The organism is Streptomyces sp. NPDC087263 (assembly GCF_044744645.1).
Taxonomy (GTDB): domain Bacteria; phylum Actinomycetota; class Actinomycetes; order Streptomycetales; family Streptomycetaceae; genus Streptomyces.
The window spans coordinates 623,589-643,743 of sequence record NZ_JBIUYT010000005.1; the positions used below are offsets into that span (position 1 = coordinate 623,589).

18 protein-coding genes are annotated in these 20,155 nt (G+C 70.7%); 12 read left to right on the top strand and 6 right to left on the bottom strand.

All coding sequences use genetic code 11. The annotated features are described in order from the left end of the window. Nucleotides 1-37 precede the first annotated feature (37 nt). Nucleotides 38-1,213, top strand: coding sequence for a glycosyltransferase (locus ACIPC1_RS19930; protein WP_402518663.1), 1,176 nt, complete (start codon nt 38-40; stop codon nt 1,211-1,213). A gap of 4 nt (nt 1,214-1,217) precedes the next feature. Here the strand turns inward: ACIPC1_RS19930 and ACIPC1_RS19935 are convergent, their stop codons facing one another. Continuing rightward, a complete protein-coding gene (locus ACIPC1_RS19935) occupies nt 1,218-2,558 on the bottom strand; it encodes a TerD family protein (RefSeq protein WP_402518665.1) in 1,341 nt (446 codons plus the stop codon). A gap of 280 nt (nt 2,559-2,838) precedes the next feature. On the opposite strand from ACIPC1_RS19935, the gene ACIPC1_RS19940 reads away from it, so the two are divergent. The 4 genes from ACIPC1_RS19940 (at nt 2,839) to ACIPC1_RS19955 (ending at nt 7,551) form a co-directional block, all read left to right on the top strand. Then, the gene (locus tag ACIPC1_RS19940; protein WP_402518667.1) at nt 2,839-3,279 is read left to right on the top strand and encodes a DUF6643 family protein; all 441 of its coding nucleotides are present in this window, start codon (nt 2,839-2,841) and stop codon (nt 3,277-3,279) included. A 60-nt stretch (nt 3,280-3,339) separates the two neighbouring features. Further along, nucleotides 3,340-4,164, top strand: coding sequence for an MOSC domain-containing protein (locus ACIPC1_RS19945; RefSeq protein ID WP_402518669.1), 825 nt, complete (start codon nt 3,340-3,342; stop codon nt 4,162-4,164). 188 nt (nt 4,165-4,352) lie between these two features. Further along, complete coding sequence (locus tag ACIPC1_RS19950; RefSeq protein WP_402518671.1) at nt 4,353-4,958, top strand: hypothetical protein; 606 nt, start codon at nt 4,353-4,355, stop codon at nt 4,956-4,958. A gap of 157 nt (nt 4,959-5,115) precedes the next feature. After that, nucleotides 5,116-7,551: a right-handed parallel beta-helix repeat-containing protein gene (locus ACIPC1_RS19955; protein WP_402518673.1), complete on the top strand. Its 2,436-nt coding sequence runs from the start codon at nt 5,116-5,118 to the stop codon at nt 7,549-7,551. Here ACIPC1_RS19955 and ACIPC1_RS19960 read toward each other — a convergent pair. After that, on the bottom strand, nt 7,521-9,923 hold the full coding sequence (locus ACIPC1_RS19960) for a hypothetical protein (RefSeq protein ID WP_402518675.1): 2,403 nt from the start codon (nt 9,921-9,923) through the stop codon (nt 7,521-7,523). The two genes, ACIPC1_RS19955 and ACIPC1_RS19960, sit on opposite strands and share 31 nt — an antisense overlap. 273 nt (nt 9,924-10,196) lie before the next feature. Between ACIPC1_RS19960 and ACIPC1_RS19965 the strand changes: the two genes are divergently transcribed. Continuing rightward, complete coding sequence (locus ACIPC1_RS19965; protein ID WP_384377110.1) at nt 10,197-11,027, top strand: DeoR/GlpR family DNA-binding transcription regulator; 831 nt, start codon at nt 10,197-10,199, stop codon at nt 11,025-11,027. A gap of 106 nt (nt 11,028-11,133) precedes the next feature. Further along, a complete protein-coding gene (locus tag ACIPC1_RS19970) occupies nt 11,134-11,613 on the top strand; it encodes an SRPBCC family protein (protein ID WP_402518677.1) in 480 nt (159 codons plus the stop codon). 56 nt (nt 11,614-11,669) lie between these two features. Here ACIPC1_RS19970 and ACIPC1_RS19975 read toward each other — a convergent pair whose 3' ends face one another. Further along, the gene (locus ACIPC1_RS19975; RefSeq protein ID WP_402518679.1) at nt 11,670-12,794 is read right to left on the bottom strand and encodes a PLP-dependent cysteine synthase family protein; all 1,125 of its coding nucleotides are present in this window, start codon (nt 12,792-12,794) and stop codon (nt 11,670-11,672) included. 347 nt (nt 12,795-13,141) lie between these two features. On the opposite strand from ACIPC1_RS19975, the gene ACIPC1_RS19980 reads away from it, so the two are divergent. Next, on the top strand, nt 13,142-13,465 hold the full coding sequence (locus ACIPC1_RS19980) for a hypothetical protein (RefSeq protein WP_384377119.1): 324 nt from the start codon (nt 13,142-13,144) through the stop codon (nt 13,463-13,465). 216 nt (nt 13,466-13,681) lie between these two features. After that, complete coding sequence (locus tag ACIPC1_RS19985) at nt 13,682-14,197, top strand: ATP-binding protein (RefSeq protein ID WP_384377122.1); 516 nt, start codon at nt 13,682-13,684, stop codon at nt 14,195-14,197. Between the two features lie 26 nt (nt 14,198-14,223). Here the strand turns inward: ACIPC1_RS19985 and ACIPC1_RS19990 are convergent, their stop codons facing one another. The 3 genes from ACIPC1_RS19990 to ACIPC1_RS20000 are packed head-to-tail and all read right to left on the bottom strand — an operon-like array spanning nt 14,224 to nt 17,827. Continuing rightward, complete coding sequence (locus ACIPC1_RS19990) at nt 14,224-16,785, bottom strand: ABC transporter permease (protein ID WP_402518681.1); 2,562 nt, start codon at nt 16,783-16,785, stop codon at nt 14,224-14,226. After that, nucleotides 16,782-17,540, bottom strand: a complete 759-nt coding sequence (locus ACIPC1_RS19995; RefSeq protein WP_402518683.1) for an ABC transporter ATP-binding protein — start codon at nt 17,538-17,540, stop codon at nt 16,782-16,784. Before ACIPC1_RS19995 ends, ACIPC1_RS19990 begins: the two co-directional genes overlap by 4 nt. Next, complete coding sequence (locus ACIPC1_RS20000) at nt 17,537-17,827, bottom strand: SHOCT domain-containing protein (protein ID WP_402518813.1); 291 nt, start codon at nt 17,825-17,827, stop codon at nt 17,537-17,539. The genes ACIPC1_RS19995 and ACIPC1_RS20000 overlap by 4 nt, the downstream gene beginning before the upstream one ends. Before the next feature lie 198 nt (nt 17,828-18,025). Between ACIPC1_RS20000 and ACIPC1_RS20005 the strand changes: the two genes are divergently transcribed. From ACIPC1_RS20005 to ACIPC1_RS20015, 3 genes are read left to right on the top strand one after another with little or no spacing between them, the layout of a single operon-like run. Further along, nucleotides 18,026-18,607 (top strand): TetR/AcrR family transcriptional regulator, encoded by a 582-nt coding sequence (locus ACIPC1_RS20005; protein WP_402518685.1) that lies wholly within the window; start codon nt 18,026-18,028, stop codon nt 18,605-18,607. Between the two features lie 18 nt (nt 18,608-18,625). After that, complete coding sequence (locus ACIPC1_RS20010) at nt 18,626-19,210, top strand: DUF4865 family protein (protein ID WP_402518686.1); 585 nt, start codon at nt 18,626-18,628, stop codon at nt 19,208-19,210. Then, nucleotides 19,207-20,139 carry a phosphotriesterase gene (locus tag ACIPC1_RS20015; RefSeq protein WP_402518687.1) on the top strand — a complete coding sequence of 311 codons (933 nt, stop codon included), beginning with the start codon at nt 19,207-19,209 and terminating at the stop codon, nt 20,137-20,139. Before ACIPC1_RS20010 ends, ACIPC1_RS20015 begins: the two co-directional genes overlap by 4 nt. Nucleotides 20,140-20,155 lie beyond the last annotated feature (16 nt).

Below are 20,155 nucleotides of genomic sequence, written 5' to 3' on the forward strand. Positions count from 1 at the left end.
CCTCGACGGGCCGCCGGGGTGGGGCAGACTTCGGCGGGTGAACGCCGTTGCGTGGACCGCTGTTGGATCACTGGCCGCCTGGCTCTGGCTGCTGCTCGGCCAGGGCTTCTTCTGGCGTACGGATGTGAGACTGCCGCCGCGCGGGGAGCCGGACGACTGGCCGTCCGTCTGTGTCGTCGTACCGGCGCGCGACGAGGCCGCCGTACTCCCCGAGAGTCTGCCGTCACTCCTCGCTCAGGACTATCCGGGGCCGGCCGAGGTCTTCCTCGTCGACGACGGCAGTTGCGACGGCACCGGGGAGCTGGCCCGTGAGCTGGCACGGGGGCACGGCGGGCTGCCGCTCACCGTCAGCTCTCCCGGGGAGCCGCCCGCGGGCTGGACGGGCAAGTTGTGGGCCGTTCGCCACGGCATCGGCCTGGCACGCGCGCGTGATCCCGAGTATCTGCTGCTGACGGACGCCGATATCGCCCATGCGCCGGACAGCCTGCGGGAGTTGGTGGCGGCGGCGCGCACCGGCGGCTTCGACCTGGTCTCGCAGATGGCCCGGCTACGGGTGGAAAGCGTGTGGGAGCGGCTCGTCGTGCCCGCCTTCGTCTACTTCTTCGCACAGCTCTATCCCTTCCGCCGGATCGGCATGCGGGGCTCGCGCACGGCTGCCGCGGCGGGCGGCTGTGTCCTGCTGCGTGCGGACGCGGCCGAGCGGGCCCGGATTCCCGACGCCATCCGGCACGCCGTCATCGACGATGTCGCGCTCGCGAGGGCGGTCAAGGGGAGCGGGGGCCACATCTGGCTGGGGCTCGCGGAGGGCGTGGACAGCGTGCGCCCGTATCCGCGGCTGCACGACCTGTGGCGGATGGTGTCGCGCAGCGCGTACGCCCAGTTGCGGCACAATCCGCTGCTGCTCGCCGGAACGGTCGCCGGCCTCGCCGTCGTCTACCTGGTGCCGCCGCTCGCGCTCTTCGTGGGCCTCGCCGCGGGGAGTGCGTGGGCCGCGACGGCCGGGGGGCTCGCGTGGCTGCTGATGACGGCGACGTACCTGCCGATGCTGCGCTACTACCGGCAGCCCCTCTGGCTGGCTCCGCTACTGCCGGTCACCGCGTTTTTGTACCTCCTCATGACGGTCGATTCCGCGGTGCAGCACTACAGGGGGCGGGGCGCGGCCTGGAAGGGTCGCACCTACACGCGTCCGGACGCCGCCCTGGACGAGCGCTGACCGCTCACTTCCTGCCGGGGGTCCAGTTCATGCCCCACCCGTAGGTGTAGTCGACGGTGCGCTGGGGGCTCACTCCGCGCTCGGGGACCAGGAACCGGGCCTCGCGCTGGACGATCAGGTCGCCGCCGTTGTTGGTGATGAGAGCGAGGGCGCAGACGGTGGAGGGCACTGTGCACTCACCGAGCGAGAAGTCGATCGGCGCGCCGTTCAGGGGCTGGAGGGTGACCGTGGCGTCCAGGTCGGCGAAGGAACGTGCTCCTTCGTAGATGGTCACGAAGATGAGGATGCGCCGGAAGCTCTGCTTGTGGTCGAGATTGATGGACAGGTTCTCGCCGCTCGCCGATGCACCGGTGCGGTCGTCGCCGTCGAGATGGATGTACGGCGGCTGGTGCAGCGCTCCGTAGGCGTTGCCGAGTGCCTGGACGACTCCCTTGCGGCCGTCGGACAGTTCGTACAGGGCGCAGAGGTCGAGGTCGAGATCCGCGTGCATCGCGACGGCCCGGCCCAGCTTGCTTCCCCACCCCGAGAACTGCTTACGCACCTCCCAGTTGAGGTTCACGCGCATGGCGCCGGACGTGCCGCCCTGCTTGCTGAGCGAGACCGACGGTGCCTCCTTGGTGAGCGTGACCTTGGTCAGGCGCACCGGGGCCGGAGGGGCTGAGGGCGGGACGGGGGGCGGCGTGGTGACGGGCGGGGCAGCCGGCGGCCGCATGGTGACGGGCGGGGGGACCGGGGGCCGCGTCGTAACGGGCGGGGCAGCCGGCGGCCGCACGGCCGGCTGCGGAGCCACGGGCGGTGCCACGTACTGCGGCTCGTCCACCGTGATCCCGTAGTCCGTGGCCAGTCCTTCCAGTCCGCTGCTGTACCCCTGCCCGACCGCACGGAACTTCCAGGCGCCCTGACGCCGGTAGAACTCACCGAGTACGAAGGCGGTCTCGACGCTCGCGTCTGCGCTGTCGAAGCGGGCGACCTCACTCCCCCGCTGTACGTCGAGCACCCGGATGTACAGTCCGGGCACCTGCCCGAAGGGGCCGCCGTCCGTGGAGGCGGCCAGTACCACGGTCTCGATCGCGGGCTCCACGCGCGCGAGGTCGACGAGCAGTGTGTCGGTCACCTGACCGCCCTCGCTCCGCTTGCCCTCGTGCCGCACGGCGCCGGAGGAGTGCACGGGCTGGTTGTAGAAGACGAAATCGCCGTCCGACCGGACCCTTCCGGAGACCAGCAACAGCGCGGAGGCGTCCGCGTCGGGCACCCCCGGCGCCGAACGCCATCCCAATTCGACGCGCAGCGCGGTCGTCGGCACGGGAACATTCGATCCCTTAGACATTGGCATGTACGCCCCCATCACGTGTCTCCGCGCCGAAGGGCGCCTCGGTCGGTCCGTTGGCTGCGCTCCCGCCAAACCTAATCCCCGGCGTGACGAACTCCCAAGATCCGCACCGGAAGACTGGTGGTCAACCGCCGGTAACCTGCCAGGAACTAGGCCTTTACACGATCTGAACGCGCTTCGGTGCCCTTTTTTGCCGAGTTCGCTCGCATTGGGGATCCCACGTCACTGCCGACACGGAAAACAACCCTCTTATCGGTCTCCCCAACCAGCACATCGTGGGCTTAACTTATGTGCCATGACCTCCCCCCGCTCCACCTATGGCGGCGGTTACTACTCCGCGCCGTCCTTCCCGGACACCCCCATCTATGACTCCCTCGTCGCCGAGCGGGGCACTCCTCAGATCGCCCCGATCCGGGTTCCCGCCGCCTACGACTCGGGCAACAGCTACCTGCCCGCCCTCCCGTCGGCACTCCCCGCCCTGCCGCCCGGCCCCTCGCAGCAAGCTCCGATGTACGGCTACCCGCAGGCCCAGCAGCCCGCACCGCTGCAGCAGGCCCCGGCGCCCTACATTCCGCAGCAGGCCGGCGTCCCGCGCGGCTACCCGGGTGGCCAGCCCCAGCAGCAGCGCCCGATGGCGCCCGGCACGGGCTACGAGGCCATGCGCCCGGCGGCTCCCCGTCCGGCTCCGGCCCCCTACCAGGATCCGTACAACGGCCAGCAGTACCGCGGGTACTGAGGCAGCGGGCACTGAAGTTATCGGAGCGAGGTGGTCAGTGCCTGCTGGCACGATGGCGTCATGGGGAACACGAAGCTGCACTCGATCCATGTCCACCCGGTCAAGGCCTTCACCGGCCAGGCGGTCCGGGAAGCCATGGTGGAGCCCTGGGGGCTGACCGGAGATCGACGCTGGGTACTGATCGACGACGGGGGAAAGGTCGTCACTCAGCGCCAGCAGCCACGTCTGGCACTGGCCGCCGCCGAGCTTCTGCCCGGCGGCGTCCGTCTGTCCGCGTCCGACCGTGAGCCGGTGACCGTTCCCGTGCCCGAGCCGCTGGACACGACGACGCTGAGCATCTTCGGGACCAAGGTGGACGCGGTCCCGGCCGACGACGCCGCGCACGCCTGGTGCAGCGCGTTCCTGGGCGCCGACGTGCGCCTCGTCCACATGGATGACCCCGCCACGCGCCGCCCGATCGACGACGCCCCGTACTCCCGGCCGGGCGAGACGGTCAGCCTCGCCGACCGCTACCCCCTGCTGCTCACCACGCTCGCCTCGCTGGACGCCCTCAACTCCCTCATCGCCCAGGGCGATCACGCCGAGGAGGGGCCGCTGCCCATGAACCGCTTCCGGCCGAACGTGGTCGTGGCGGGCACGGAGGCCTGGGCCGAGGACGACTGGTCGCGGATCTCGATCGGCGAGGTCACCTTCCGGGTCGCCAAGATGTGCGGCCGGTGTGTCGTCACCACCACCGACCAGGGCACCGCCGAGCGCGGCAGGGAACCGCTGCGGACACTCGGGCGCCACCGCCGCTTCGGGGACCGGCTGGTCTTCGGGCAGAACCTCGTGCCCGAGTCCACGGGCAGGGTACGGATCGGCGATGCCGTCACGATTCTCGAATGAACCCTTCGGTCAAGTTCCGTGAATAGGCCACGCATAATGGGAACCCGGTCCCCGAGCACGGTCGTTGACACTTCGCGAGGAGTTCACGAAAGGCCCGGGGCGGGGTGATTTCGCTCTCTCTTCCCCGAGCTCGTCGCGCGAACGCCCCTGCGGTGGGTTATCACGGAAGCGGAAGAGGGTGCGGAACGGTGCGAGCAATCGGCGGACTCTGGCGCTGGCGGCACAACCCGCTGCGCCGAGGGACCGATCTGGCCGAGGCCTGGGTGGCTCTGGCGGCCATTGTGCTGATCGTCGCTGTCGTACCCCTCGTGGGAGTCGCCGTCGGCGCCGCGGCGCAGAGCGCCCTCCAGCAGTCCGTACGGGACCAGCGTGCGGCCCGCCACGAGGTGGCGGCCACCGTCGTCAGGAAGCTGGCCCTCGGTCCGATGGACCCCGACCCCGAGACAGCTGCGGGACGGGACGCCCACAGCCGCGTGATGGCCAACTGGACGGCACCGGACGGCACCTCACAACACGGCGCGGTGACGGCCGCTCTCAAGTCCCCCGTGCCCGGGGACCACTTCACGATCTGGACCGACCTGCACGGCCGAACAGTCCCCCGCCCGCTGGACGGTGCCACCGCGACGACCCATGCGGTGCTGGCCGGGTTCGGCGTGGTCGTGATGGCTGTGGGACTCGTCGAGGGCGGCAGGCGGCTGATCGTCTGGCGCATGGTCCTTCGCCGGTACGTCCGTTGGGACCGTGCCTGGGACAAGGCGGGTCCCGACTGGGGCAGGACCGGCGCGGGCAGCTGACCGCCTTCCCACTACGGTCAACTCGGCATGCCCACGCACGCTACGGTGGACCGGCGAGGTCTTCGGCACCGTCGTGAGAGGCTTTCCGTCATGCCGACGAGGTTTCGGTTCGGCCTCGCAGGACCCGCGTATCACGAGGTGGGGGCAGAACAGCGCCATGGCACAGGGCACGGTCCAGGTGACGCACACCGGCACCTCGCGGTGGCGGCGCCGTACGGGTGAATACGCATCGCTGGCCGCCGCACTGGAAGCGGCGGCCGACGGTGATGTCCTCACTGTCGCTCCGGGCACCTACCGGGAGAATCTGGTGGTCCAGCGCGCGGTGACGCTGCGCGGCCCCGAAGGGTCCCCCGGCTCCGTACGCATCGCGCCGGTCGACGGAGTGCCGCTGACCGTCCGCGCCTCCGCCGTGGTCCAGGACCTTCATGTGGAGGGCCAGGACTCCGCCGCGCCCGCGCTGCTCGTCGAGGAGGGCACCCCGGAGCTGCTGGACGTACGGATCGTCACACGCTCCGCCGCCGGGATCGAAGTGCGCGGCGGCGCCCGCCCGACCGTCCGCCGCTGCACCGTCGACAATCCCGCCGGTATCGGCATCGCCGTACTGGACGGCGGCGGTGGGGTGTTCGAGGAGTGCGAGGTCGTCGCGGCGGGCCAGTCGGGCATCGTCGTCCGTGGGGGCGGCCGTCCGCGCCTGGAGCGCTGCCGGGTCCATCACGCCTCCGGCGCGGGCCTGTCGGCTACCGGCGAGGGCTCGTCGCTGGAGGCCGTCGGCTGCGAGGTGTACGAGGTCAAGGGCTCCGGCGTGCAGATCACCGGACGGGCCACGGCCCATCTCACCGACTGCGATGTGCACCGCACCACCGGGGACGGCATCACCCTCGACACGGACGCGGTGCTCACACTCGCCGACTGCCGCATCCACGACATCCCGGAGAACGCGGTCGATCTGCGCTCGCGCTCGGTCCTCACGCTGACGCGCACCACCGTGCGGCAGTTCGGGCGCAACGGTCTTTCGGTCTGGGACCCCGGCACGCGGGTGGACGCCAACCAGTGCGAGATCTTCGACAGCACCGGCGACTACCCCGCGGTGTGGATCAGCGACGGCGCGACCGCGGTGCTCGACTCCTGCCGGGTGCACGACGTGCCGGACGCACTGTTCGTCCTGGACCGCGGTTCCCGCGCGGACGTCGTCGACAGCGACCTCTCGCAGGTGCGGAACACCGCCGTGTCGGTCAGCGACGGCGCGACCGCCCAGCTCGACGACTGCCGCATCCGGGACGCCGCGACCGGCGCCTGGTTCCGTGACCATGGCAGCGGCGGCACCCTGTCCGGCTGCACCGTGGACGGCACCCAGACCGGCGTGATCGTCACCAAGGGCGCCGATCCCACCATCGAGCGCTGCACGGTCACCTCCCCCGCCGAGGCGGGCTTCTATGTGTCGGCGGGTGGCCGGGGCAGCTTCCACAACTGCCGCGTGACGGACAGCGGGGGCTACGGCTTCCATGTGATCGACGGCGCCCGCGCGACACTGAAGAAGTGCCGTACGGAGCGGTGTGCACGCGGGGGCTACGAGTTCGCCGACGCCAAGGCGACACAAGGCGCGGGCGACGGACCTGTCATGGAGGACTGCACGAGCGACGAGAGCGCGGGGCTGCGGTCCCCGGCGCACGAGAGCGCCGTACAGACGTCGAGCGCGACGACGGGCCTCCTTGGCGCGATCCCGGGCCAGCGCACCACCGAGCAGGAGCCTCTCGTCGCGGCGCAGGAGCCCGAGCAGCCGACGCGTTCGTCGCACGACGTCCTCGGTGAACTCGACACGCTGGTCGGCCTGGAGAGCGTCAAGCGCGAGGTGCGCGCCCTGACCGACATGATCGAGGTGGGCCGCCGCCGCCAGCTGGCGGGCCTCAAGGCGGCCTCCGCCCGGCGCCACCTGGTCTTCACCGGCTCCCCCGGCACCGGCAAGACCACCGTCGCGCGGCTGTACGGCGAGATCCTCGCCTCGCTCGGCGTCCTGGAGAACGGGCATCTCGTCGAGGTGTCCCGCGTGGACCTGGTAGGCGAGCACATCGGTTCCACCGCGATCCGCACGCAGGAGGCGTTCGACAAGGCGCGCGGCGGGGTGCTGTTCATCGACGAGGCGTACGCGCTGTCGCCGGAGGACTCGGGCCGCGACTTCGGGCGGGAGGCCATCGACACGCTGGTGAAGCTGATGGAGGACCACCGGGAGGCGGTGGTGGTCATCGTGGCGGGTTACACGGCCGAGATGGACCGTTTCCTCACCGTCAACCCCGGTGTGGCGTCCCGCTTCTCACGGACCATCACCTTCAGCGACTACGACCCCGAGGAGCTGCTGCGGATCGTGGAGCAGCAGGCCGAGGAGCACGAGTACCGGCTGGCCCCGGGGGCGCCCGAGGCGCTGACGAAGTACTTCACCGCGATCCCCAAGGGACCCGCTTTCGGTAACGGCCGCACCGCGCGGCAGACGTTCGAGGCGATGGTCGAGCGGCATGCGGGGCGGGTCGCCCAGCTCACGGAGCCGAGCACGGACGACCTCACCCTCCTCTACTCGGAGGACCTCCCCGAACTGCCCTGAGGCGGTCCGTCGTCCCGGGTTCGAAGGGCGGCCGGCGCGCTGTCGTCCTGCCGCGCGCGTGGCAGCGGCACGTCCGGCGTCAGCCGGGCCAGCAACTCCTCCCTCTCGACAGCGAAGGCGGGGTCCGCCTGGTAGTCGGAGTGACCCAGGATCGGCGCGGGCAGCGGGTGCTGCGGGGTGCGTCCATAGGCCAGCGGATCCTTGAGGGGCGCCCGGTCCACCTGGGGGCCGCACTCCCCCGTCAACCGGACGCTTCCGCCGATGGGGTCGCTCAGCCGGTACAGGTTGCGCCAGCAGGCGACGTCACGGTGCAGGGAGGCGAGGGCGGCCGGACCGAAGTGGGCCGGGAACCAGCGCCCGTACAGACGCTCCAGCGGTGAGCCGTAGGTGAGGAGCGCGACCCGCTTGCGTACGGACGGCTTCAGCTGCCAGGCGGCCGCGGCTGCCAGCACACTGCCCTGGGAATGCCCGGAGATGACGAGCCGCCCGCCGGTGGCACGGGTCCAGGTGGCCATCCGCCAGGTCAGGTCGGGCACGGCGCGCTCGGCGTAGCAGGGCGGCGCGAAGGGGTGGGCGGCGCGCGGCCAGAAGGTGCCGACGTCCCAGAGGATGCCGATGGTGCGGCGGGCCGCCGGGTCCTTGTAGGCGCGGCGGCCCCAGGTGACGAACAGGATGAAACCGAGGCCGATCAGCCAGGAGCCGAGCGCCTGGGCGGTCTCGGCGGCGCCCTGGACGAACGCGTACGTGCCGTGCGCGGCCTCACTGGGAGCGTCCTGGGTCGCCAGTGCGCCGGCCAGTGCTCCGGCGCCGAGCAGCCAGGTCACGGACGAGATGACGGCGACCAGGAGGGGCGCCCTGTCGGTGAGGGAGGCCATCGCGCGCGTGCTCGCGATGCGGCGTGTACGGACGGGGTCCTGGGGCTCACCCTCGTAGTCGAGCTCAACACCTCCCATCTCACGCTTGCGCAACAGCCAGGTGCGCCAGGCGAGCCAGCCGATGACGAAGGCGAGCACGACGAGCACGACGGGGATCGTGGAGGCCTGCCAGGTCAGCAGGACGGGCGGGCCCGGGATCGAACTCCGGGTGCCGTCGAGCCAGTCGGCGACGCGCTGGCACACCCCTCCGGACATCACGCCGCCCAGCGCGCAGGCCAGCATGGCGACGGCGGGACCGGCCAGTCCGCGCATCGCGGTGCGTGTGTCGGGCCGGGCGCGGAACAGGATGTGGGCCACCACGCCCAGCACGATGACGAGCAGCCCCTGGAGGAGGGCGATGCCGCCGAACGTCATGTCGCCGGGCAGCCGCCCCTGTGAGTGCCAGCCGGGCCGCGACCAGCCGGCGTACAGCAGAGTGAGGGCCAGCAGGATGACGGAACCCATGGGCAGTCGGCGCACCAGGGGCTGGTCGAGTTCCTCGTCGAGGCGGTTCTCGGTGCGGCCCCTGCGGCACACCACCCACACCACGACGACGAAGCCCGCAACGAGGATCACGTCCAGGAGCAGGCCCAGGGTCGCCAGTACGCCAGGGCCGTGTGACGTGCGGTCGTAGCGCGCGGCGGAAGTGCCCACGGCGGCGGCAACCGTCAGCAGGCCCGCGGCGGTGTGCGCGGCACGCAGCCGGGCGACCAGTCGGCGCCCGTACCAGAACCCCGGCCGCCCGAGCCCTGAACGGCCGGTCTCCTCGTCGGGTTCGGGCTTGCGGGACATCGGCTGCTGCGACTCGTAGGCGCTCCAGGTGCGGTGGGACAGGTACCACAGGAGAGCGGTCAGCGCGGTGGGCACCAGGGAGGCAAGGGCGAGGCGGCGGCCGGGCTGACTCCACCAGCCGGCATCGGAGGCAGCCGGTGAGAGGAAGTCCAGCCAGGAGTGGTCCTCTGCACACGCGTGCGTGCCCGCGCACTGCCAGGCGGCCAGGTCGAGGGCTACCTCGCAGGCGGCGGCGACCAGGAGCACGGTGAGGGTGAGTCCTGCCAGGCGGACGAGCAGGCCGTAGAGGCGGACCGTGCGTCTGCGGCCCCGGGTGGTGGGACGCATCCAATGCGCGAGGTTGACCACCATGAAGGGCAGCAGTAGCAGCCACAGGGCGCGGGAGCCGTTGCCCGACGTGAGGTTGCACCACACATAGGCCTCGGGGACCGGTTGGCCCCGTTGGGCGTCAGGGTGCCGCTCGGCGTCGGCGTCGGCGATGCGCCGGTAGACGGCCGCCGTCTCGTCGCCGGTGATGCGGACCGTCCGTGGGTCGTCGAGCATCCCCTCGGGTGAAGCGCCGCCCACTCCGTGAACCAGGAGTTCCAGGGCGGGCGCGGCCGCTTCGGGCCGCTGTACGGGGCTGCCGAGCTCCCCCGTCGAACCGTTTTCCCGTGCAGATTCCACCGCTTCGCACTTCCCCCGTGCCGCGTGTCTCCCATGTGTCATGTGCAGGCACAAGGATCCCGCCCGCGGACGCTGTGTGCACCCGTCGTCACGGAATCTCCCCGATACGTGTGACACCAGCGCGAGAGGAGTCTGTACGGGCAGTGGCGCGGCTGTCCGTGACCCGTGCGAGGATGAGGCGTCCTGAAGCCCTCTGACGGGGAAAATGTCCACGTGGGAGTGGGTTCGGACGGAGTGTCGAACAGGTTTGGACGAAAGGAAACCGGAGCGGACGTGAGTGAGAATCAGAACCTCCTCGCGGAGCAGCGTCGCGCCCTGATCCTCGATGAAGTACGACGCCGCGGTGGCGTCCGCGTGAACGAACTGACCCGCAAGCTCGGCGTCTCCGACATGACGGTCCGCCGCGATCTCGACGCCCTCGCCCGCCAGGGCATGGTGGAGAAGGTGCACGGCGGCGCGGTCCCGCTGGTCGAGGCGAGCACGCACGAGCCGGGTTTCGAGGCCAAGTCCGGCCTGGAGCTCACCGCCAAGGAGGACATCGCGCGCGCCGCCGCCGAGTTGGTCGGGCCGGGCACGGCGATCGCGCTCTCGGGCGGCACGACGACGTACGCGCTGGCCCAGCACCTCCTGGACGTCCCCGACCTGACCGTGGTCACCAACTCGGTACGGGTGGCCGATGTGTTCCACTCGGCGCAGCGCGTCTCCGGTCAGCGGCAGGGCGCCGCCACCGTCGTCCTGACGGGCGGGGTGCGCACGCCGTCCGACTCCCTGGTCGGCCCGGTGGCCGATCAGGCCATCGGGGCGCTCCACTTCGACGTGTTGTTCCTGGGTGTGCACGGGATATCGGTCGAGGCCGGTCTGTCGACGCCGAACCTGGCGGAAGCCGAGACCAATCGGCGGCTGGTGCAGTCCGCGCGGCGAGTCGTCGTGGTCGCCGACCACACCAAGTGGGGCACCGTGGGCCTGAGTTCGTTCGCCGCGCTCGAACAGGTCGACACGCTCGTCACCGACGCGGGTTTGCCGGCCGACGCCCGCGAGGAGATCTCGGAGCACCTCATGCGCCTGGTGGTGGCCGGCGAACCCGAAGACGGTACAGACATCTGACGGTCCGCCAGTTATGGTGACGCTGCCCCCGCCGCCGCGCGGTACGGGCGCGTTCCGTCCTTGCCCGTCTCCGCCCGGGACCGTGTCCCGCCAGGGGGTTCCGCACATGGCCCGCCGACTGCGCCCGGTAGGACCCGAGTTCATCGACAGCGCTCCGGTACGTCTGGTGTTCGCCAGGGTGGTGACCGCGTCCCCGGAGTCGGTCTTCCGCGCGCTCGCCGAGGACGTTCCCGGCTGGACCGAGTGGTTCGCGGCGGTGACGCTCGCCCGGCCGACCGAGGACGGCGCCGGGCGTGAGATCCGGCTCCGGGGCGGCATTCGTTTCCAGGAGACGGTCCTCGTCGCCACGGCTCCCGAGGTGTACACGTACCGGGTGGACGTCACGAACGCGCCCGGGGCCCGCGCCCTGGTCGAGGAGTGGCGGCTGACGCCCGACGGAACGGGCACGCGGGTCCAGTGGACCTTCGCCACGGACGGCACGGCACCCTTCCGACTGGCCCTCGGACTGGGCCGGGCCGGCCTGGGGCGAACGTTCCGCGACGCGGTGACGGCACTGGACCGACGGCTGGCGTCCACGAACGTCTGACCGGCAACCTCAGCACCCGATCGGCGCCTGACCGTCCCACCGGCGTCTCACATGCGTCAGTCCTGCCAGACGCCCGTCTCCAGCAGCGACGCGATCGCCCTCGTGTACGGCGCGAGATCCAGCCCTTGTTCGGCCAGCCACGCGTCCGAGTAGTACTTGTCGAGATACCTGTCGCCGGGGTCGCACAACAGCGTCACCACGCTCCCTGTACGCCCCTCCGCGACCATCTCGGCGACGATCTTCAGCGCGCTCCACAGGCCGGTCCCGGTGGATCCGCCCGCCTTGCGCCCGATGGCCTGTTCCAGCGCGCGCACTGCGGCGATGCTGGCCCCGTCCGGCACCTTCATCATCCGGTCGATGGCGCGCGGCACGAAGCTCGGTTCCATCCGCGGTCTGCCGATGCCCTCGATGCGCGAGCCGCAGTCGCAGGTGACGTCCGGATCACCGGTGATCCAGCCCTCGAAGAAACACGAGTTCTCCGGATCGGCAACGCAGATACGGGTGTCGTGCTGCATGTAGTGGACGTAGCGTGCGAGGGTCGCCGAGGTGCCGCCGGTACCGGCCGTGGCGACGATCCACGCGGGCTCCGGGAACCGCTCCAACTGGAGCTGGCGGAAGATGGATTCGGCGATGTTGTTGTTGCCGCGCCAGTCCGTGGCCCGTTCCGCGTAGGTGAACTGGTCCATGTAGTGGCCGCCGGTCTCTGCCGCGAGGGCGGCGGACTCCTCGTACATCTTGCGGGAGTCGTCCACGAAGTGGCACCGCCCGCCGTGGAACTCGATGAGGCGACACTTCTCGGCGCTCGTCGTGCGGGGCATGACCGCGATGAAGGGCACGCCGATGAGCCCCGCGAAGTAGGCCTCGGAGACGGCCGTCGAGCCGCTGGACGCCTCGATGACCGGGCGGCCCGGCCGGATCCAGCCATTGCACAGTCCGTACAGGAACAGCGAGCGGGCGAGCCGGTGTTTGAGGCTGCCGGTGGGGTGTGTCGACTCGTCCTTCAGATACAGGTCGATGCCCCAGTGCTCGGGGAGCGGGAAGCGCAGCAGATGGGTGTCGGCCGAGCGGTTGCCGTCGGCCTGCACCTTGCGCACGGCTTCTTTGAGCCAGGCCCGGTACCCCGGGTCGCTGTGGTCGACGTCGAGGGTTTCGCCGGTCCGGGTCTGCTGAGGGGTGGTCACGGCGGGCTCCTTCGGATCGTGCCGACGCCGGATCGCGAGGTCGGACACCTTCGATCATAGGCACCTTCCACACGCTTCTCACCTGCATAAACATGTCTTTGGGTGCCCCAAAGGAACCCCTGGACCACGGGCCTTCGGGACGGCGGGGGCGCATTGGGGAAAGTGCTCCCGTTCTCGTCATGGCCTCGCCATGCACCCTGGTGCTCGCCGCCGGGTGCGGGCAGACTGCACCGCGGGGACAGGGTCCGGCAGCGCGGCGCTCGTCAAGAACGAGCCGGGCCCTCCTGGTGGGGTGCACACTGGATCACGGCACAGCACAGCCGAAGCGCACAAGGGGGCGGGGCATCATGGCGGAGCCGGAGTTCACGGCCACGGGCGTGCGGATCGGGAAGAGGCTGCGTTCGCTCACCCGGGCCGGACAGGTCCGGATCAACGACGGCAGGCTGGAGTTGCTCACCAGTTACGGGAGCGAGATCGACAGCGCGCCCGTGCAGGCGGTGCGCGCGTCCAAGCCGTGGTTCGCGCCCGAGGACCGGGCGTTGGCGGACGTCAACGGCACCCGCTACTCGCTCACCCTCGGCGAGCACGACCCCGCTCCCGGCAAGCCCGGGCCGCCCTCGGCCCGCCGTTTCATAGAGGCCGTACGCAAGGCGGCGGGACGCAAGCACTGAAGCCACGGCGACAGGGGCTGCGGGGGCAGAAGCGCCCGCGAGTTGCAGGACCGCACCCCTTGAGTCACTCTGTTCTCACATCACTACTCTGGGTTTACCGGCGATAACGCTGCGAACCAGCCCGCCGGCCACGTCAGCAGGCGGCCGTTCCACTCAGCCACTCTGCTGGATCCGATCTCCGTCTTCTTCCGGACCTCAATTCGGGGAGTCGCAGCCGTGATCAGCCAGCCAAGCAGGCATTGCACGGTGGAGCTCCAAGCCCTGCCGTCGCGGATCGGCCAGGTCCGCAGAATCGTATCTGCGCAGTTGCGCTACTGGCATCTGGACCCCTTGATAGACCCGGCCGCGCTCGGTGTGACCGAGCTGCTGACCAACGTCCACCGGCACGCCCAGCCCGACAAGCTGTGCACCGTGAAGATCGAGCTGCTGCTCGACCGGCTCACGGTCTCGGTGCACGACCACGACCCCCGCCTTCCCGAGGTTCGGGAGGCGGACCCCGCCGCTACCTGCGGACGCGGCCTCGCCATGGTCGCCGCGGTCAGCGAGAGCTGGGGGGTGCGTCCCGACGGCGAGTCCGGCAAGGTCGTGTGGTTCACACTTCCGGCGTCGGCGCCCGCCGTGGCGGTGCCCGCGCTTCCCCCGTACGACACGGCATGCGAGGCCCCGCGCCTGCACCCGGTCGACGGTCGCAGGCCCGAACACGCTCCCGCCCGGTCCGCCGTTGGCGGCTGACCGGGCGGTGACACCCTCCTCGTACGTCATTCGGTGGCGATGGCGCGCAACACGTCCAGGCGTGCCGCCCGACGCGCCGGACGCAGGCCCGCGAGGCCTCCGGCGGCGAGGCCGACCAGGGCGACCACGACCAGTTGCACGGGCGGTATCGCGAAGGCGAAGGCGCTGTCGCTCGCGCCGTCCGAGGCCTTGACGAGCACCCAGCCGAGGAAGCCGCCGAGGGCGAGTCCGCCCGCCGTACCGAAGGCGGCGACCAGGACGGACTCCCAGCGGACCATGGCGCGCAGCTGCGCACGGGTCTGTCCGACGGCCCGCAGCAGGCCGAGTTCGCGGGTGCGCTCGTGGATCGCGAGCGTCAGCGTGTTGGCGATGCCGAGCAGCGCGATGAGCACCGCGAGGGCGAGCAGGGCGTAGACCAGGGTCAGCATCATGTCGATGCCGCCGGCCGAGGACTGCGCGTACTCCTCGCGGGTCTGCACCTCGGGACTGCCGTACTGGTCCGCGACCTTCTGCACGGCGGCCTTGCCGTCGGCCGTGCGCACGCCGTCCTTGAAGGAGACGGCGACGAGTGTGTCGGCGTCCTGGGTTCGGTGCGGGTTCCAGGCGGCGCGAGTGATGACGTAGTCGCCCGCGAGTTCCGACTGTCCGTAGACCGCGCGGACGGTGAAGGTCTCCTTCTCGCCATCGGTGAAGGCGAGTTGGGCGGTGCCGCCGACCTTGAGGTGTTGCTTGTCGGCCTCGTTCCCGGTGATCGCGATGCCGTCGGTGCCCAGGTCGTCGAGCGAGCCGCGTACGTCGCCGAGGTCGAAGACCTTGCCGAGGGTGACCGGGTCGGTGACGGTCAACGCCCGGCCCTTGCCGTTGACTTCGGCGACCCCCCGGCCCAGGCCGACGGCGTTCTCGACCGTGGGCTGCTCGGCGATCGCGGGGGCCAGCTTCGGGCTCAGACCACTGCCGCCGGCGCCGAACGACGGGGTGCTGACGGCGACATCACCCGCGAAGGACCGGGAGACCGTCTGGTCCATGGTGGCCTTGAGTGAGGCGCCGAAGACCGTGAACAGTGAGACGACGGCGACACCGATCATCAGGGCGCTCGCGGTGGCGGCGGTCCGCTTCGGGCTGCGCAGGGCGTTGCGCCGGGCAAGGCCGCCCGTGACGCCGCGCAGCCTGTCGAGGGGCATACCGAGGGCCCGTACGGCCGTCGAGGACGCGACAGGACCGAGGACCACGAAGGCGGCGAGGGCCAGGACGGCGCCCAGGCCCGCGAGCCACAGGGAGGGACTCGCCAGTACGCCGAAGAGCGTGATGCCGATGGCGAGGGCGGCCAGACCGCCGCCGGCCACGGCGCGGGTGCGGGAGGCCCCGGACTGGTCGACGGCCGTCTCACGCAGTGCGGCCAGCGGTGCGGTGCGTCCGGCGCGTACGGCGGGCAGCAGCGCGGAGCCGAGGCAGACGATGACGCCGACAGCGAGCGGCAGCGCCATGGACAGTCCGCTGATCACCAAGTCGCCCTCGGGGAAGGGGAATCCGATGGCCGGGAACAGCGCTTGCAGTCCGGCCGCGACGCCGATACCGCCGGCGAGACCCACGACCGACGCGGTGACGGCGACAACGCTCGCCTCGATGAGCGTCGAGACGGTCACCTGCCGACGGGAGGCGCCGAGGGCGCGCAACAGGGCGTTTTCGCGGGTGCGTTGGGCGACGACGATCGCGAAGGTGTTGTGGATGGAGAAGGTCGCGACGAGCAGCGCGATGCCGGAGAACACCAGGAGGAGGGTGGTGAAGATGCTCAGAAACTGGCTGGAGATCATGTCGGTGTTCTCCTGGGCCGACTCCTGGCCGGTGATCGCCTCAACCCCCTTCGGCAGTACGGGTGTCAGAGCGGAGACGAGTTCCTCCTGGCTGACTCCGGGGCCGGCCCGTACGCGGATGCTCGCGGCCTCGCCGGGCCTGGCGGTGAGGTACTTCTCGGCGTCGGCCCGGGTCATGCCGGTGAAGGTCACCTGGGCCATGCCGTCCTCGCCGCCGAAGGTCGCCAGGCCCACGATCGTCACCTTGACGGGGTCGGGCGTGCGCAGCGTGGTGGTGTCGCCGATCTTCAGGTCGCCCTTGTCGGCGGCGCCCCGGTTGACGACGACCTCGCCGGACTTCGACGGGGCGCGGCCTTCGGCGAGTTGGTAGGCGTTGAGCTCCGGGTCGTCGATCCAGTTGCCCGCGAGAGTGGGCGGTCCCTGGCCGCCGATGGGCTTGCCGTTGGCGCCGACCAGCTGGCCGGCGCCTTGGATGTCGGGCACTGCGGCCGCCACACCCGGGGTCTTCTCGATCGTCGACGCCAGGTCGGTGTCGACGGGCTGCCGCACTCCCTCGCTCTCACCGGGCGTGGTGATGGTGTCGGCGCTGCGGACGACGGCGTCGGTGCCGCCGCTCGCGTTGCCGAACATCGTGTCGAAACTGGCGCGCAGGGTGTCGCCCATGACGAGTGTTCCGGCCAGGAAGGCGACACCGAGGACCACCGCGAGGAACGTACCGGCGAAGCGTCGCCTGTGGGCGTGCAGGGAGGAGACGCTGATGCGCAGGGAGGCGTTCATGACGACGCCCCCTTGCCGTCGAAGGCCTTCAGGCGATCCAGGACCTTGTCCGCCGTCGGGGATTCCATCCGGTCCACAAGGCGGCCGTCCGCGAGGAAGACGACCTCGTCGGCGTGCGCGGCGGCGACGGGGTCGTGGGTGACCATGACGACCGTACGGCCCATCTGGCGCACCGCCCGGCCGAGGAGGCCGAGCACCTCCTCGCCGGAGCGCGAGTCGAGGTTTCCGGTCGGTTCGTCGGCGAAGACGACATCGGGCTGTCCGGCGAACGCCCTTGCCACGGCGACACGTTGCTGCTGTCCGCCGGAGAGCTCGCTGGGGCGGTGGTGGAGCCGGTCGCGCAGGCCGACGACGTCGACGAGCGTGTCGATCCACTCCCGTGAACCCTTCGCCCCCGCGAGGTCCAGCGGCAGGGTGATGTTCTCCGCGACGGTCAGCGTCGGGACCAGGTTGAACGCCTGGAAGACGAAGCCGACGCGATCGCGGCGCAGCAGGGTGAGGCGACGGTCGTCGAGCGTGCTCAGCTCGGTGTCGCCGATGAAGGCCGCACCGGAGGTGAGAGTGTCCAGCCCTGCCGCGCAGTGCATCAGGGTGGACTTGCCGGAGCCCGAGGGCCCCATGATCGCGGTGAAGCGCCCGGTGGGAAAGCCGACGCTCACCCCGTCCAGGGCCCGCACGGCGGTGTCCCCGCTGCCGTACACCTTGACGGCTTCGGCGACACGGGCCGCCGTCCGAGTGACCGTCACGGTGGTCATGCCGCACCGCCCTTGCCCGTACGCCCGAACTGCTCGTCCAGGACGGAGAGCCGCCGCCAGTACTCGTCCTCGTCGATCTCGCCCGAGGCGAAGCGGCGGCCGAGCAACGCGATCGGCGAGTCACCCGTCGGGCGGGCGTCGGACATCGCGCGCCACGGGCCGCGACGGCCACGCCAGATGGTGCGGCGCAGGACGGTCACGACGCCGAACACGACGGCCGCCCAGATGAGCGGGAAGAAGAGGATCCACGGCCCGGGGCCGCCGTCCCAGTTCGCCAGGGTCTGCATCTCAGTCATCTCCTCTGCGGGACCGTTTCCGATCCACCGCGGGATTGGTTTCCGATGCCTTGAGACTCGCTCCGGAAGGGGGTCGCAGTCGTCGTACGGCCAGCGGCAGTGCGCGTACCTCCGAGGGAGTACATGGGCTCCGTTCGACTGCTTCCCCAGCGTCTAGCGTCTGTACCTACTAGTATGTACAGTACGGTCATGAGTACTCCGGAGCGGCTGATCGAGTCCACGCGCGAGCTGTTGTGGGAGCGCGGTTACGTCGGGACCAGCCCCAAGGCGATCCTGGAACGCGCGGGCGCGGGGCAGGGCAGCATGTACCACCACTTCAAGGGCAAGCCCGATCTGGCCCTCGCCGCGATCCGTCGCACCGCCGAGGAACTGCGTGCTACCGCCGAGGGAGTACTGAGCGCGCCCGGGTCGCCGTACGAACGCATCGAGGCGTATCTGCGCCGCGAGCGTGACGTCCTGCGCGGCTGCCCCGTCGGGCGGTTGACGATGGACCCGGAAGTGGTCGCGAGCGACGAGCTGCGCGCGCCGGTCGACGAGACGCTCGACTGGCTGCGTGAGCGTCTGGCGGGAATCGTCGAAGAGGGCAAGGAGCAGGGCGAGTTCGCCGCCTCACTCGACGCGGAGGAGATCGCCGCGACGATCCTCGCGACCGTGCAGGGCGGCTATGTGCTGGCGCGCGCCTCAGGTTCACCGGCCGCGTTCGACACGGGAGTTCGCGGACTGCTCTCCCTGCTCAGGCCAGTCGGCTCCGCCCATTCGACACACCGCTGAACCTCCAGGAGACAAACGATGCATGCCATGCAGTACGAGCTCACCCTGCCCGCCGACTACGACATGGACATCATCCGCACCCGGGCGACGGGCAAGGGGCCGCTGCTCGACGACTTTCCCGGCCTCGGTCTGAAGGCGTATCTGATGCGCGAGCGCGGGGTCGACGGGTCGCCGGTCAACCAGTACGGGCCGTTCTATCTGTGGAACGCCCCGGAGGGCATGAACTCCTTCCTCTGGGGACCGGGTTTCCAGGGTCTCGTCGACGACTTCGGGCGGCCGGAGGTGTGGCACTGGACCTGCCTGTCGTACGAGGAGGGGGTCGCCGCGGGTTCCCCGGCCACGGTCGCCGTGCGGCGGCGGCAGAGCGTGCCCGAGGGGGTGCGGCTCTCCGAGGTGATGGCGGAGGCGGTACGGGAGACCGAGCGGCTGGCCGCGCTGGACGGTGCGGTGTGCGCGGCCGCTGTTGTCGATCCGCGTCATTGGGAGCTCGTGCACTTCTCACTCTGGGACCACGACGCTCCGAAGGCGCCGGGTGAGGTGTTCCAGGTGCTGTACGTCAACACGCCCGAGCGTGACCGGCTCCCGCGTGGCCGGCAGTGGTGAGCAGGGTCCGTACCGTCCTCGGGGACACGCTCCCACAGGACTTGGGGGTGTGCGACGCGCACGACCACCTCTTCCTGAGCAGCCCCCGACTCGCCGGGCAGGAACTCGACGACGCCTCCGCCGCGCGGGCCGAGCTGACGGCGTTCCGCGCGGCGGGCGGTGGGAGCGTCGTGCAGTGGACGCCGTACGGCATGGGCCGACGCGCCGCGGACCTGCCGCTGATCGCCCGTGACACCGGCGTCCAGGTGATCGCCGCGACCGGACTCCACCAAGCGGCGCACTACACACCGGAGTTGCTCACTCAACTGCACGGCAAGCTGGCCGACGTCTTCACCTCCGAGCTGACGACGGGCATCGGCACCTCCGGTGTCCGGGCCGGACTGATCAAGGTCGCGGGCGGCTTCCACACCCTGGACGCGTACGCCCGCTGGACGATGACCGCCGCGGCCGAGGCCCACCACGCCACGGGGGCGCCGATCGCCGTCCACCTGGAGCTGGGCACCGGCGCGCTGGACGTACTCGACCTTTTGTCCGGCGAGTTGGGCGTGCCCGCGCACCGAGTGATCCTCGGCCATCTCAACCGCTCCCCTGACTTTATGACCCAGCGTCAGGCAGCGGAGTCGGGCGCCTACCTCGCCTTCGACGGCCCCTCCCGCGCCCACCACGCCACCGACTGGCGCATGCCCGATGCCGTACGCGCCCTCGCCGACGCCGGCTTCAGCGACCGTCTGCTCCTGGGCGGCGACACGACGACCGCCTCGGCCCGCTCGGTCAACGGCGGTCCGGGGATGCCGTATCTACTGCGCAGGGTGCGACAGAGGCTCGAACTCGCTCTGGGCGAGGGCCTGGTGGAGCAGATGCTCACCGTGAACCCTGGGCGCGCTTTCGGTGTGGACTGGCGTCAGGCCACGACGCGGAGCACCTATTGAACTGATCGATCCAATA